16 protein-coding genes are annotated in these 13,016 nt (G+C 65.2%); 8 read left to right on the top strand and 8 right to left on the bottom strand.

Features of this window, described 5'->3' with window-relative positions; genetic code table 11:
- Positions 1-111 precede the first annotated feature (111 nt).
- The gene (locus G7079_RS08800; RefSeq protein WP_166056948.1) at positions 112-1,986 is read right to left on the bottom strand and encodes a tetratricopeptide repeat-containing diguanylate cyclase; all 1,875 of its coding nucleotides are present in this window, start codon (positions 1,984-1,986) and stop codon (positions 112-114) included.
- 283 nt (positions 1,987-2,269) lie between these two features.
- Between G7079_RS08800 and G7079_RS08795 the strand changes: the two genes are divergently transcribed.
- The gene (locus G7079_RS08795) at positions 2,270-3,166 is read left to right on the top strand and encodes an acyltransferase (protein WP_166056947.1); all 897 of its coding nucleotides are present in this window, start codon (positions 2,270-2,272) and stop codon (positions 3,164-3,166) included.
- Positions 3,167-3,267: 101 nt separating this feature from the next.
- Complete coding sequence (locus G7079_RS08790) at positions 3,268-3,846, top strand: hypothetical protein (protein ID WP_206203196.1); 579 nt, start codon at positions 3,268-3,270, stop codon at positions 3,844-3,846.
- 15 nt (positions 3,847-3,861) lie between these two features.
- Here G7079_RS08790 and G7079_RS08785 read toward each other — a convergent pair whose 3' ends face one another.
- Positions 3,862-4,110 carry a hypothetical protein gene (locus G7079_RS08785; RefSeq protein WP_166054343.1) on the bottom strand — a complete coding sequence of 83 codons (249 nt, stop codon included), beginning with the start codon at positions 4,108-4,110 and terminating at the stop codon, positions 3,862-3,864.
- Positions 4,111-4,121: 11 nt separating this feature from the next.
- Positions 4,122-4,433 (bottom strand): YkgJ family cysteine cluster protein, encoded by a 312-nt coding sequence (locus tag G7079_RS08780; RefSeq protein WP_166056946.1) that lies wholly within the window; start codon positions 4,431-4,433, stop codon positions 4,122-4,124.
- A gap of 313 nt (positions 4,434-4,746) precedes the next feature.
- Between G7079_RS08780 and G7079_RS08775 the strand changes: the two genes are divergently transcribed.
- Positions 4,747-5,286: a cytochrome b gene (locus tag G7079_RS08775; protein ID WP_166056945.1), complete on the top strand. Its 540-nt coding sequence runs from the start codon at positions 4,747-4,749 to the stop codon at positions 5,284-5,286.
- A gap of 18 nt (positions 5,287-5,304) precedes the next feature.
- Here the strand turns inward: G7079_RS08775 and G7079_RS08770 are convergent, their stop codons facing one another.
- Entirely contained in the window at positions 5,305-6,138 is an 834-nt protein-coding gene (locus G7079_RS08770) for an SAM-dependent methyltransferase (protein ID WP_166056944.1), read from the bottom strand.
- A 72-nt stretch (positions 6,139-6,210) separates the two neighbouring features.
- Between G7079_RS08770 and G7079_RS08765 the strand changes: the two genes are divergently transcribed.
- Both G7079_RS08765 and G7079_RS08760 read left to right on the top strand, forming a co-directional pair.
- The gene (locus G7079_RS08765; RefSeq protein WP_166056943.1) at positions 6,211-7,134 is read left to right on the top strand and encodes a M14 family metallocarboxypeptidase; all 924 of its coding nucleotides are present in this window, start codon (positions 6,211-6,213) and stop codon (positions 7,132-7,134) included.
- Positions 7,135-7,169: 35 nt separating this feature from the next.
- Positions 7,170-7,514, top strand: coding sequence for a RidA family protein (locus tag G7079_RS08760; protein WP_166056942.1), 345 nt, complete (start codon positions 7,170-7,172; stop codon positions 7,512-7,514).
- Positions 7,515-7,526: 12 nt separating this feature from the next.
- On the opposite strand, the gene G7079_RS08755 is transcribed toward G7079_RS08760, so the two are convergent.
- Together G7079_RS08755 and G7079_RS08750 are read right to left on the bottom strand one after the other, a co-directional pair.
- The gene (locus tag G7079_RS08755; RefSeq protein WP_166056941.1) at positions 7,527-8,279 is read right to left on the bottom strand and encodes an ABC transporter permease; all 753 of its coding nucleotides are present in this window, start codon (positions 8,277-8,279) and stop codon (positions 7,527-7,529) included.
- 17 nt (positions 8,280-8,296) lie between these two features.
- Positions 8,297-9,229 (bottom strand): ABC transporter ATP-binding protein, encoded by a 933-nt coding sequence (locus tag G7079_RS08750; RefSeq protein WP_166056940.1) that lies wholly within the window; start codon positions 9,227-9,229, stop codon positions 8,297-8,299.
- A 91-nt stretch (positions 9,230-9,320) separates the two neighbouring features.
- Here G7079_RS08750 and G7079_RS08745 point away from each other — a divergent pair, with 91 nt between their 5' ends.
- Genes G7079_RS08745 through G7079_RS08735 form a run of 3 tightly spaced genes read left to right on the top strand, consistent with a single transcriptional unit; the run spans position 9,321 to position 10,591 of the window.
- Positions 9,321-9,812 (top strand): DUF2975 domain-containing protein, encoded by a 492-nt coding sequence (locus G7079_RS08745; protein ID WP_166056939.1) that lies wholly within the window; start codon positions 9,321-9,323, stop codon positions 9,810-9,812.
- Positions 9,812-10,048: a helix-turn-helix transcriptional regulator gene (locus G7079_RS08740; RefSeq protein WP_166056938.1), complete on the top strand. Its 237-nt coding sequence runs from the start codon at positions 9,812-9,814 to the stop codon at positions 10,046-10,048. Before G7079_RS08745 ends, G7079_RS08740 begins: the two co-directional genes overlap by 1 nt.
- 60 nt (positions 10,049-10,108) lie before the next feature.
- Complete coding sequence (locus G7079_RS08735; protein WP_166056937.1) at positions 10,109-10,591, top strand: YciI family protein; 483 nt, start codon at positions 10,109-10,111, stop codon at positions 10,589-10,591.
- Between the two features lie 73 nt (positions 10,592-10,664).
- On the opposite strand, the gene G7079_RS08730 is transcribed toward G7079_RS08735, so the two are convergent.
- Together G7079_RS08730 and G7079_RS08725 are read right to left on the bottom strand one after the other, a co-directional pair.
- A complete protein-coding gene (locus G7079_RS08730; protein ID WP_166056936.1) occupies positions 10,665-12,620 on the bottom strand; it encodes a M56 family metallopeptidase in 1,956 nt (651 codons plus the stop codon).
- Positions 12,613-13,002, bottom strand: coding sequence for a BlaI/MecI/CopY family transcriptional regulator (locus tag G7079_RS08725; protein WP_166056935.1), 390 nt, complete (start codon positions 13,000-13,002; stop codon positions 12,613-12,615). Before G7079_RS08725 ends, G7079_RS08730 begins: the two co-directional genes overlap by 8 nt.
- Positions 13,003-13,016 lie beyond the last annotated feature (14 nt).

Below are 13,016 nucleotides of genomic sequence, written 5' to 3'. Positions count from 1 at the left end.
ATGCGAAATATCGAAATTAATCAAAAAACAGACAAATTCGTTCAATTTCGATCAAATTGACGCTAATTCCGCGTTTGAATCGTAGGGAGCTGGCGTTTCAGGTCGAAGCGTTCAGGCGGTCGGCGGATGCGAGGCCTGGACGGTGGTGAGCTGGGCGTAGCCTTGACGCACCCAGTCTTGTAACTGGACGGTGTCGATCGGCCTGCGGCCGGACAGTGCCTGCTCGCCGAGGGAGGTGACGGTCACCTGCAGCACCTGTCGCCGGCCGGCGCGCTTGGCCGCGTACAACGCGCTGTCGGCCCAACGGATGGCATCGCCCAGGGGCGCTGTCCAACTGGGTGAGAGGGGGTGTGTGACCAGCCCTCCGGACAGCGCGACCGCGATCTTGTGTTCGTGCCAGACGACCGGGTCGCGGCTCACGCCATCGAGCATCGCCGCGACGTCCTGCCCAAGTGCATCCTGGTCACGCCCGGACAGAACCAGCAGGAATTCCTCGCCGCCCCAACGGTAGATTTCGTCGGCGTGGCGCGTTTGCCGACGCAGCCGAGCGACCACTTCCTTGAGCACGGCGTCGCCGGCCTCGTGGCCGTGGCCGTCATTGATCGACTTGAAATCGTCGAGGTCCAGCAACAGCAGGCAGCGACCGTCCTGGCGACCGTCCTCCTTCGTGCCGCTTGCAAGCGCGCGGCGTTGGAACTCGTAACGGCTGTAGGCGCCGGTCAGGGGGTCGTGGCGCGCGGCATGCGACAGGCGATCGCGCTCACGGCGAGTGCGACGACGGCTCAGATAGAGCAGGCCGGCCGCACTCGCGGCCAGCAGGGCCACTGTTGCCGCCAACGCCAGCAGCAGGCGCTGGGAATGCAGGCGCGCACGTTCCAGACGCACTTCAGTGGCGAGCGCGGTGATGCGTTGCTCGCGGCTTTCGGCGCGGTGCCTGGCCTCCAGCTCGGCGATGGTGCGGGATTGCGCATTGCGGAACAGTTGCGTCCACAGTTCCTGCCGTTGCGCCATCACGTCGACGGCCTGCGGCCACGCATGCTGGGCGCGCAGGATCCGGATTTCGCGTTCCAGCCCGTCCAGCACGTCGACCATCTGCCCGAGTCGTTCGAATGTGGCGATCGCCCCGCGCATGTCCTGCAGGCCGGCATCGAGCTGGCCCTGGGCGATGCGCGCCTGCCCGCGCAGCAGTTGGGCGCGGGTGAGGTAGTAGTTGCTGTCCTGCGATTCGGCGAGCGCTTGCAGCCGATCGATCGCGCGCAGCGCCGCCGCCGGATTGCCCTTCGCCGATTCCACGGTTGCACGATTGGCGGTCAGGCGCAGGGTGTTGAAGCCGGGTTCCCGACGGGCATCGATCCGTTCCGCTTCCGCGAGGGCCTGTTCGGCTTCGGTCGTCTTTCCGAGTTGCAGCAGGGCGAGTGCGCGTGCGCCGAGCAGCGAGACGCGGTTGCCGGAAGGCGCATCGGCGGTACCGCTGCCGGCAAGGGCCTGGTTGGCGTAGCGCAGGGCATCCTTGGGCAAGCCCATCGCGTTGTACAACTCGGCGATGGTGCCCAGTCGGTACAACCACGCTTTCGTGGCGCCATCGGGAAGGCGGGCGCTCAGGCGCAACGCTTCGAGCTGGTGCCGCAGCGCCAGCTGGAAATTGCCGGCATCGAAATACAGGTTGCCGTAGATGCGCGAGAGGGCTTCCTGCAATTCGACCGACGCTTGCGGCCGCACCTGCGCACGCACCGCGTTGACGGCGGCAAGGCTTGCGTCGATGGCGTCGTCGTCGTGCGTGGCGAAGATGCGCTCGAGTTCGACCAGCTGCGCCTGGTCCTGGTCGCCGTTGCGAAGTGCCAACTGGCGCAGCGATTCCATCGCGGCGAAGACTTGCTCTTGCGAGCCCTGCAGGTCCAGGCGGGCGATGTCCGCGCGCAGACTGGCGCGTTCGGCCGGGTAGGTGGGCGCGGCCTTCGATGGTTGCGCGGCATGGACGCAGGCCATGGCCATGGCGAACGACGCACTGAACAGGAGTGATCGGGCGATGGCCGCAGATCGTGTGTTTGCCGGCATGTCCTGTTCGGGTCCCGTCGTTGCCCTGAATCCATGCGAATACGCCGCAGTCCTGGGCGGAATGCGGCTTGCAAGTTTCGGGGGAAGCGAAATTATACCGATCGAAAGCGAGGTCAGGAACGAGTGACGGCCGAACGCGCGGCATGCAGGATCGACGGCGGCATGCGCCGGGGAAAGTGGGGACAATAGGCGCATATCCACCAATGCCGATGCCATGCGCCCATTCCGTCTCGTCCTGATCTGTTCGTTGATCGCGGCCAGCACCATCGTTCACGTGCTGCCGTTGTTGCTGGTGGCGCTGATCAAGGGGGTGTTGCCGTGGAAGCGTTTGCGGTCGGCCTTGAACCCGCTGCTGGTCGGCTTGGCCGAGAGCTGGATCGGCGTGAACAACTGGATGTGGCATTGCTTCACCCATGCACGGGTGCGGCTGCACGAGGATGCCATCCTGCAGTTGGATGGTCATTACCTGGTGATGGCCAACCACCAGAGCTGGGTGGACATCCTTGTCCTGCAGAAAGTATTCAATCGGCGCGTCCCGTTCATGCGCTTCTTCCTGAAACGGCAATTGTTCTGGGTACCGTTGCTGGGGCTCGCATGGTGGGCGCTGGATTTTCCGTTCATGGGCCGCTACACGCCGAAGCAGATCGCCCGCCGTCCCGACCTGGCCAGGCGCGACATCGAAGCCACCCGTCGCGCGTGCGAGAAATTCCGCGACATCCCGGTGTCGATCATGAATTTCGTCGAAGGCACGCGCTTTACCCCGGCCAAGCACGATTCCCAGGGAGCGCCCTACCGCTACTTGCTCAAGCCGAAGTCCGGCGGTGTCGCGTTCGTGCTGGATGCGATGGGCGATGGCCTGCAGGCGATCCTGGACGTGACCATCGTGTATCCGGCGGGAAATCCGTCGTTGCTGGACTTGCTGGCGGATCGCATTCCGGAGATCCGGGTGATGGTGCGGCAACGTGCGATTACGCGGGAGATGCTGGATGGCGATTACCAGGGCGACCGCGCCTTTCGCGTACGTTTCCAACAGTGGATGAACGAGGTCTGGCGGGAAAAGGACGCGGACATTGCGCGGTTGCTTGCCGATGGCAGCAGCGCTGATGGTTGATCCTTGCGATGACGGACTTCGCCTTCGCTTCACGCCAGGCCCATGGCATCCTCATCTGATCGGTTGAGACTGCGCCCCGACACAAGCCAAGGGGTGGGGCGATGACAGGGATGGTGACGATGGGGCATGGCCGTGGCAGCAATCACTTGCGACCGTTGCTGTGGGGTGCGGCGGCATGTTTGCTGCTGTTGCCGGCAATGGCGATGCAGTTCTTCCCGGCAAGTGGGGTGAACTGGAGCACTTTCGATTTCATCGTGATGGGCGCGATGTTGGCGATTGCGTGCGGACTGTACGAATTCGGTGCATGGCTCAGCGGCAGCACGGCCTATCGTGTCGGTTTCGGTCTGGCGGTGGTGGCTGCCTTCCTCACCGTGTGGGTCAACCTGGCGGTGGGCATGCTCGGCAACGAGCACGACATCGTCAACCTGATGTTCGCCGGCGTGTTGTTCGTTGCCGCGGCAGGCGCGCTGCTCGCGGCGCTGAAGCCTGGCGGCATGGCCTGGACGATGCTTGCGACCGCCGCGGCACAGTTGCTGGCGGTAGGCGTGGGTCTGGCGATGCGCGAATTCGAGCCGCGTGAGCTCGTGCTCGGCGCCATGTTCGCGCTGCCATGGCTGGCATCGGCAGCGCTGTTCCGCAGGGCCGCGCGCCAGCAGGCAAGCGACGGTGCGAAAGCATGATGCGTTTTCGGTGCGTCAGCGCCGGGATTTCGCGGGTGCGGGCGGTGGAGCGTCGTCGGCATCGGGGCCGATCTTCTTCAAGGTGCGGGTAACGCCGAGGACTTCGATCTTGCCGCCAGCCTTGCGGAAGGCTTCGAGGTCGGAAGCAATGCGCTCGTGGGTGAGCGCGTTGCGGTCGACTGGCTTGCGCGATGCAAACAGGTGCGTGGTCTTCGAAGGCGGGATCGTGGCCGGTGCCGGCGCGGGTTTCTTCTGACGCGGCATGCTGCCTCCTTTCAGTACAGGGTGAGTGGAATGCCGCGGGCGTTGCGATCGGCGTAGTCGGCGCGCACTTCGCGGCAGTACGGACCGCCCATCGCGAACTTGCGGCAGATCGTCGGGCGTTGTTCGTAGATCGAACAGCACATCCGCCCCTGGTCGATCGCCACGCACCAGCCATCCTCGTCGCGGGCCATGACTTCGACGCCGTGTTGGTTGAGCATGGTGAAGCGCGGTGGCACATCGTCTTCCGCCATCAACACCACGGTCAGGCGGCAACAGACCGCATCGCAGCGGTCGCAGCTTGGCTTGTCGCCCGCAACAGTCATGCGCAAGCCAGCCGTTGGAGTTGCCGCGAGTGGACGTGAGCGGTGTGATAGGCAGCGCCGAGGCAAGGATCCGGCATGGGCGTTCCCTGAGGGGCGTCACCCCGCAATGGGGTGGTGACGCGTGGAGGGGAGCGCAGCGAGCGACGATGGAGTCAGGTCGGACGGGACGCACGTGGTGTCGCGGTGCAAGCCCATCCTACGCCATAAGCCGTGCTTCGGAGTTTGGCGCATTCCATTGCACCGAAGCCCGGGGCTTACGCAGGCCAGGGCGATGCGCTAGCGTTCGCGGATATCCGTTCGAGAGTCGAATTCCATGGACACCACGATTCCCACCCGCTTCAGCCTTCCGCTGCGCCGCCTGCACTGGCTGATGGCGGTGCTGGTCGCCTTGGCTTATCTGCTGATCGAGCAGCGTGGCGTGTTCCCGCGTGGCAGCAGCCCGCGTGCGGCGATGGTGCAGGGTCATTTCTGGGTCGGGATCAGCGTGTTCGTGCTGGTGTGGTGGCGGTTGGCGTTGCGTCGTCGCGACGGTGCGCCGCCGATCACGCCGCCGCTGGATCGTTGGACGGCCCTGGCGGCGAAGCTCATGCACCTGGCGTTGTACGCCTTCATGATCGTCATGCCCCTGCTTGGCATGGCGACCGCATGGGCCGACGGCAAGAAAGTGCTCATTCCGTTCACCGACCTTGCGCTGCCGGCGCTGCTGGCCGAGAACGAAGATTTGGCGCATCGTCTTGAAGACCTCCACGGCAGCATCGGCGAGGCGTTCTACTGGGTGATCGGCGCGCACGTACTGGCTGCACTGTGGCACCACCTGATGCGCCGTGACGACACCCTGAAACGGATGCTGTGAGCCCGTGCCAGAACGCTCCTAGCGGCGGGTCGCCAGCACCCCGTCTAGCGCCAGTTCCGCCCTGAATCCGGCCTTTTCCAGCCGCCTGGCCACTTCGCGCGGCACGTCGCGCCCGCTGGTGAGTTTGTTGGGGCTTCCGGTGTAGTGGAACAGCCGGCCGCCGCGCTTGAGCACCCGCGCGAGCTGGTCGTAGAACAGCTGCGAATAGAGCTCGCCGGCGATGCCGAAACGCGGCGGATCGTGCAGCAGCGCATCGAAACTCGCATCGGGCAAGGTGGCGATGGCCTGCGACACATCGGCATGCGTCAACCGCAGCCGGCCGTCGCTAGCAGCGGGATCCGGCGACCACGGGTTGAGCGTGCGCAGCCACAGCACGTCTTCGTTCTTCTCGAACGACTGGATGCTCGCGACGCCAGCATCCAGGCAACACGCGGCAAAGTAGCCTAGCCCGCCGCACGTATCCAGCACGCGCTTGCCCATTGGCTGGATCAAAGCCACCTTGCGCCGCGCATCGTCCAGCGGAGATTCTTTCGATGTTGGCAACATCTTGATGCCGTCGATCTCGAACGTTGGCGAGTTCCATTCGGTCGGCACCAGCTTGATGAGCGATCCGGCATAGCGCGAGACGGGCTCGAAGCCTTCGCCGTCCCACCAATAGATCGTGCGTTCCTTGAGCTTGCCGGGATAGGGGTAGCGCTTGCCACGCCACTCCCAGTCATTGGGGGCCAGTCCTGCTTCGCCGATGCCGCGGCCCAGGTCGAGCGAGCCCGTCCACGTCGGTTCGCCGGCATCGCGGGCGGCGAGCAGCGCATCGGCGCCGGGTTTGGTCAGCAAGGGGCCCTGGTATCGCATCCGCGGATTATCCGCGCATCGATGCATGTTCGACCATGCGAAAATGCCGGGAACCGCAACAAGGATCACGCGATGAACGCAGCAAATCCCTATCCGATCGGCACCCCCGGCCAGCCTTGGGGCGATGCCGAGAAAGCCGAATGGCGCGCCACCCAATGCAAGTTGCGCAGTTATGCGGATGAGGTGGTCGCCAGGATCTATGGTTTGCGCGAGCGTTTCGATGTCACGCAATACGGCGAGCTCGATTACGCGGCGGATGGCCGCTATCCGCTGTTCGCGATCCGCAATCGCGACTGGGACGATGCATTGCCGGTGGTGCTGGTGACCGGTGGCGTGCACGGCTACGAGACCAGCGGCGTGCACGGTGCGTTGCAGTTCGTCGAGCGCCACGCGGCTGAATACGCGGGCAGGGTGAACCTGCTGGTCGCGCCTTGCGTCAGCCCGTGGGCCTACGAGCGCATCAATCGCTGGAACCCGCAGGCTCTGGATCCGAACCGGAACTTCACTGCTGGCAGTCCTGCCGGTGAATCGGCCGCGTTGATGGCACTGGTGGAGCCGTTGCTCGGCCGCTTCATCGTGCATATCGACCTGCACGAAACCACCGACAGCGACGAATCCGAATTCCGCCCGGCGCTGGCCGCGCGCGATGGCAAGGACTACGAACCGGGCACGATTCCCGATGGGTTCTACCTGTGCGCGGATGCCAGGAATCCGCAACCTGCATTCCAGCAGGCGGTGAATGCCGAAGTGGCGAAGGTGACGCATATCGCGCCGGCGGATCCCGATGGCACCATCATCGGCTCGGAAGTGACGGCGCCGGGCGTGATCGAATACGACTACCGTGCATTGGGCCTGTGCGCCGGCATCACCGATGCGCGCTACACCACCACGACCGAAGTCTATCCCGACAGTCCGCGTGCCACGCCGCAACAATGCAACGATGCGCAGGCGGCAGCGGTGCGCGCCGGGATCGATTTCGCGCTGGCGCAAGGCTGAACCCGCTGGTTGCCACTGGAAATGGAGTCCATCACATGATCGAGCGCATCGACGCAGGCCCGCGGATGTCCGAGGCCTGCATCCACAATGGGATCGCCTATCTCGCGGGCCAGATCCCGCTCACGCCAGATGCCGATATCGAAACCCAGACCCGCGAAGTACTCGCCGAGATCGACGACCTGCTGGCCAAATGCGGCAGCAGCAAGACACGGATCCTGCGCGCGCAGATTTTCCTGGCCGATATCGCCGATTTCGCCGGGATGAACCGCGCCTGGGATGCCTGGGTCGTCCCCGGCGAAGCGCCAGCCCGCGCGACCGTCGAAGCGCGCCTGGCCAATCCCGTGTGGAAGGTGGAGATCGTGGTGACGGCGGTGGTGTGAGCGTGCTGCGCCTCAATCCAGCACTTCGCGTCGACTCAGCTGCCACAGCATCGCCGCGAATACGATGCACCCACCGATGCCGCCAAGCGTCAGTGCGAGCTGCGCGCGCGCCGGATCGGTGGCCAGCTGGTTGACCGGGATTTGCCAAGGCAGGAATGCGCCGATTTTCGCCGTGGTTGCGACCACCGCGAAGAACGTGCCGCCGATGCCGACCGCCAGCGCCGGCACGAAGCTGGCGTAACGCAGCGCGATCCACAACTGCACAGCGACCAACAGCCATGCTGCGAGGAAGATGCGGCCGAGCAGTGCGAGATAACCGGCGATGTCCGGCGTACCGCCAGCAGCGACAGCCGGCTTCAGCCAGCCTGCGAGTTCAACGACGAATATGGTGAGCATGGCAAGCAGCAGGCTCATCGCCGCAACCAGGCCGAGCACGCAGGCCGCCTTCGCCGCGTACAGGTGCCAGCGTGGCAGCGGCAATGCCCGCAGGTGATCCCAGGTGCGCGGGCCGTGTTCGGTATGCGCGACCAGTGCAGTCAACGCGGTCACGCTCATCGGCAGCATGAAGAATGCCCAGATCGCGGCGGAGGAATACAACGTCATCGTCCAGGGAGTCGCCTTTTCAAACCGCATCAGGTTGAAGAACACGAACACCGCGATCAGCAGCGGTGCGACCGCAGCCAGCAGCAGGGCCAGCGAACGGCGCAGCTTGTAGGCCTCGACGGCAAGCGCCGTGGCGAAGCGGGCAGGGGCGGCATGTGGCATGGGCGTGGTTCCGGTCATCAGGCCAGCGCCGCAGGCTCGGCGGCACGGGCGGCATTGCGGTAGAGGATTTCCAGCGTGCGCTGGCGCGGGGCGAGAGCATGGATGCGGATGCCGGCCACGCACAGCACGCGATTGAGGGCGGCGGTCGCACTGCGTGCGTCTTCCCGTGGTGCGAAGCGTGCGACCAACGCATCGTGGGTCTGTTCGACATCGAACCCGTGCTCGCGCGCGATCAGGGCGGCGCGTTCGGGCATATCGGTTTCGATCGCGACTTCGTTTGCCATCCCGGCCTTCAGGTCGGCCAGTGCACCTTCCAGCACCAGGCGGCCATGGCTGAGGATGCCGATATGGGTCGCAACCTGTTCGATTTCGCCTAGCAGGTGGCTGGAGAGCAGCACGGTCGCGCCGCTGCGTGCGGGCAGATCGCGCAGGAAGCCGCGCATGTCGGCGATACCCTCCGGATCCAGCCCATTGGTCGGTTCGTCCAGGATCAGCACCGGCGGTGCGCCGAGCATGGCGCGTGCCAATCCCAGCCGCTGGCGCATGCCCAAGGAATAATCGGCGACGCGACGGCGCCCATGTGCGGTCATCTCCGCAACCTCCAGCACGCGCTCGATTTCGGACTTCGGCAGGCCCAGCAGGCGGCGGCTGAGATCGAGGTTCTCGTGGCCGCTGAGCTGCGGGTAGAAGCCCTGCGCCTCCAGCAGCGCACCAACCTTACGTGCCGCGCCGAGGCGATCGGAAGTGAGGTCGGTGCCGGCGATTCGCGCCTGCCCGGCATCGGGCTGCAGCAATCCCAGCAACAGCTTGATGGTGGTGGTCTTGCCCGCACCATTGCGGCCGAGGAAGCCGTAGATGCTGCGCTCCGGCACGGTCATGGAGATCGCGTCGACGGCCACGTGCTGGCCGAAGCGGCGGCTCAGGCCCTGGGTTTCGATGGCGGGTAGCATGTTGCCGCTTCCTGAAAATTTAAGTCTGGGATAAAGTTATAAGACAGCAAAAACTTTAAGTCAAACTTAAATTCCACTTCGGGAACTCCGTATGACGATTCCAGGCCGTTTCCGCAACCAGTGCCGCCTGCTGCGTATCGCCACGTTGGTGGTCTTCGCCGGCCTGTTCCTGCTGCTGGCACTGGGCATGATCGGCCTGCCATGGCAGGCGGCGGCGGACATGCCGTCGGCCCGGGACACGCGGGTGCTGCTGTCGGTGGTGGGCTTCCTGCCTGGGCTTGGCTATCTGTGGGCGTTGTGGGCGGTGCAACGCGCATTGGGCGACCTTGCCGCAGGCCGCCTGTTCCAACCGACCGTTGCTCGCGCAATGCGCCAGATCGGCATCGGCGTGCTGGCCGGGGCGCTGCTCAACGTATTCGCGGTCACCAACCTGTCGCGCTGGATCGTGGGCGGACATGGCAGCTATGCGTATTTCGACCTGTCCGGCATCGTGCTGGGTGTCGTTGGCGCCGCGCTGGTGCTGCTGGCGCATCTGGTCGACCAGGCGCGGGCGCTGCAGGCCGAACTGGACGAGATCCTCTGATGCCGATCCGGGTGACACTGGACGAGATGTTGGCCCGGCGCGGCATGAAGGCGCGCGAGTTGGCAGCCACGGTCGGCATCAGCGAGACCCAGCTGTCGCTTTTCCGCAGCGGCAAGGTCAAGGGCATCCGTTTCCGCACCTTGGCCAAGCTGTGCGCAGTGCTGCAGTGCGCGCCGGGCGATTTGCTTGGCTACGACCATGCCGATGACGATCTTGAGCTTGCCGACGATGCGTGACGGTACGCGTAACAAAGGTTCCGGCGTACGCTATCCGCATCGAAACGCAAGGATCCCTGTATGAACATCCTCGCTGCCACCGCGCTCGCTTTGCTATTGGCTTCCGCTTCGCCGTTTGCCGCTGCGCAGGATGCGGCGGTAACGCCCGCCAAGCCTGTGTTCGATGCCGAGCTTGCGAAGAAAACCGGCGCGGACGACTACGGCATGCGTCGTTATGTGCTGGTCATCCTCAAGACCGGGCCGACCCGGGTGGACGATGCCGAAGAGCGCAAGGCGATGTTCGCCGGCCACATGGCCAACATCCAGCGGCTGGCGAAGGAGGGCAAGCTGGCGCTGGCCGGCCCGTTCATGGACAAGGGTGGCGATTGGCGCGGGTTGTTCGTGTTCGCGGTGGACGATATCGATCAGGCCAAGGCGTTGGTCGCCACCGATCCGGTGATCGTCAAGGGCGAGATGGTGGCCGAATACCACGCGTGGTACGGCTCGGCGGCGAACATGCTGGTGGGCGAACTGCACGACAAGGTGGCAAAGTCGTCGTTCTGAGTCGTCGTGTTGCCGCATGAAGCGAAAGGGGCGCGATCTGCGCCCCTTTGCATTGCATCCATGCCGGTCCTCGTCAGCGTCGTACCGGTGCCGGCTGCGCCAGGCCCTGCTGCACGGCTTCATCGATCAGCGAACGCGTCTTCTTTTCGGCGATGGCGGCCTGCTGCTCGATCTGCTTGCCCGCCGCTTCCATCTGCTGGCCGATCGCTTCCATCGGCTGGCTTGCCGCTTCCATTGCGCTGCCAAGCGCTTCCATCTTCGCGCTCTCGACCTGCAGGCGGTCCTGCTGGGCGGTGAATACGGCGGAATGCCGTGTCATCTGTGCGCTCAATGCTTCTTGCTGCGCACCGAGTTGTTCCATCTTGCGAGACAGTTCATCGCGTTGTGCGTCGCTTGCGCGCATCTGCTTGCTGGCAAGCGCGAGCTGCTGCGCGGCGAGGTCGCGCTGCTGTCCGGCCAATGCCTCGAGGGAGCGTTCCGCCTGTTTCATTTCCGGCGTCTGCTCGAATTTCGCATGCAGGGTGTCCATGCGCTTGCCGAGCGCATCCAGTTTGCGCTGATGCGGTTCCATCTGCGCCTGCAATTCCTGCATGCGGGCTTCGTGTGGCTTCAGCGGGGCCCAGGCTTGCTCGACGCGGGCCAGGGTGGCGGCATCGCGCAGCAGGTAAGCCTTGCCATCGCGACGGAACCAGAGGAAGTCACCGTCGATACTCCGCTTTGCTGCCTCGATGTCGCGGATGTCGTCGGTGCTGCCGGACATCATGTAACCATCGCGGCCCTTGCGCACCAGTGCATAACCGTCGTGGTTGCCGCCGTCGTGCATCGAAACTCTTGCATGCGATGGCGGCGGCGGCGGAGGTGGCGGTGGTGGCGGCGCGATTGGCGCAGCAGATGGTGCAGGCGGAGCCGGTGGCGCGGGCGGCGCCGGCGGCATGCGCGGCGTGCTCGGTGGTGGTGGCGGGGGTGGCACGTCCTTCGTGACCCACGTGCGATTGGCTTGCGGTGGATTGGATCCGAGCTTGGCATAGGCCTGGAAGGCGATGCCGAGGGCGACGATGCCGATCGCCGGCAGCAGCAGGGTGCCGCCGACGATGCGGTGTTCGGGACGAAGGAGTTGCCTGATGCGGGACATGAGCTGACCTCCATGCGCGGCTTGCGCGAGTGCGGTATGCGGGACGGGCGACCGCGTGCCGGCGACGGCAATCGCGAAGCGGTCGAGTTCGGACAGGGCGATGGCGAGGCGACGCGGATCGCCGAGTTGTTTGGCGGCCAGGTCGTCGGCGACCTGTTCGCGTTCGATGCGGATGCGGTACGACAACCACCAGACCACCGGGTGGTAGAACAGCAGGGCTTCGACCACGCCCTGCAACAGGTTGACGAGGTAGTCGTGGCGGCGGATATGCGCGAGCTCGTGGGCGATCAGCGCTTCAAGCAACGGTTCCGGCATGCGCGCGGCGATGGCGGCGGGCAGCAAGACCATCGGCTTCAACCAGCCGACCGACAGCGGGCTGTCGCCGTTTTCGATCAAGCGCACGGCCACCTGACGACGGATGCCGAAAGACAGTGCGAGCTGGTCGACGCAGGCTTGCCAGCGTTGGGCATCGCCACAGGGCGGGCTGCTGCGCATGCCGCGCACCCACCACAGGCCGCAGGCCATGCGCAGTGCCAACGTGCCGACGCCTGCAGCCCACAGGGCCACGATCCACTGCAATGCCGGATTGCCGGGCGCAGACAGCGTGGACAGCATCGAGACTTCGACCATGCGCGCGGTAATGGCGCCGGTTTCGGGCAAGACGACTGCGGCGCTGCTGCTCGCGCCAGCGAAGGCCAGCTTCGCGAAGGTGAGCGCCGGCAGCAGCACGCAGGCGAGCAGGGCGCCGCAGGCCACCGCGTACCGCGCCTGCGGACGCGCCGCATGCAGCAGCGACAAGAGCATCCAGGCCAGCACGCCGATCAACGCGCCTTGCCAGAGGAAGTGCAGCAGCACCGTCGCCAATAACGGGATCATCGAAGCAATCGCATCAGTCATTGCGGGTGTCCTCCAGGAAGCGCTGGATTTCCTCGCGTTCGGCATCGCTGACGCTGCCGCCGCGCAGGGCGGCCAGCACCAGCTCCTTGCCGGAACCGGAGAAGGCCTTGTGGATGAAGTCGTCGAGCAGTTTGGTCTGCATCGAGCCTTGCTGCTGCGCGGCGGCGTAGACATGCGAGCGCTGGCTTTCGTCGCGCTTGAGCAGGCCCTTGCCGTGCATGATCTGCATCAGCCGCAGCACGTTGGCGTAACCCAATTCCGGGCGTTCCGCCTGCTGCGCTTCGTGCACCTGCTTGACCGATGACGGGCCCAGCCGCCACAGCGTGCGCAGCAGTTCCAGTTCCGCCGGGGTGGGCTTGGGAAGGCGTTTGCCTGTACGCATCGGGGCGTCCATCA

The sequence above is a fragment of the Thermomonas sp. HDW16 genome (assembly GCF_011302915.1).
Taxonomy (GTDB): Bacteria; Pseudomonadota; Gammaproteobacteria; order Xanthomonadales; family Xanthomonadaceae; genus Thermomonas.
Note: the sequence above shows the minus strand (reverse complement) of the source record. Positions and strands in the feature narration are given on the sequence as shown.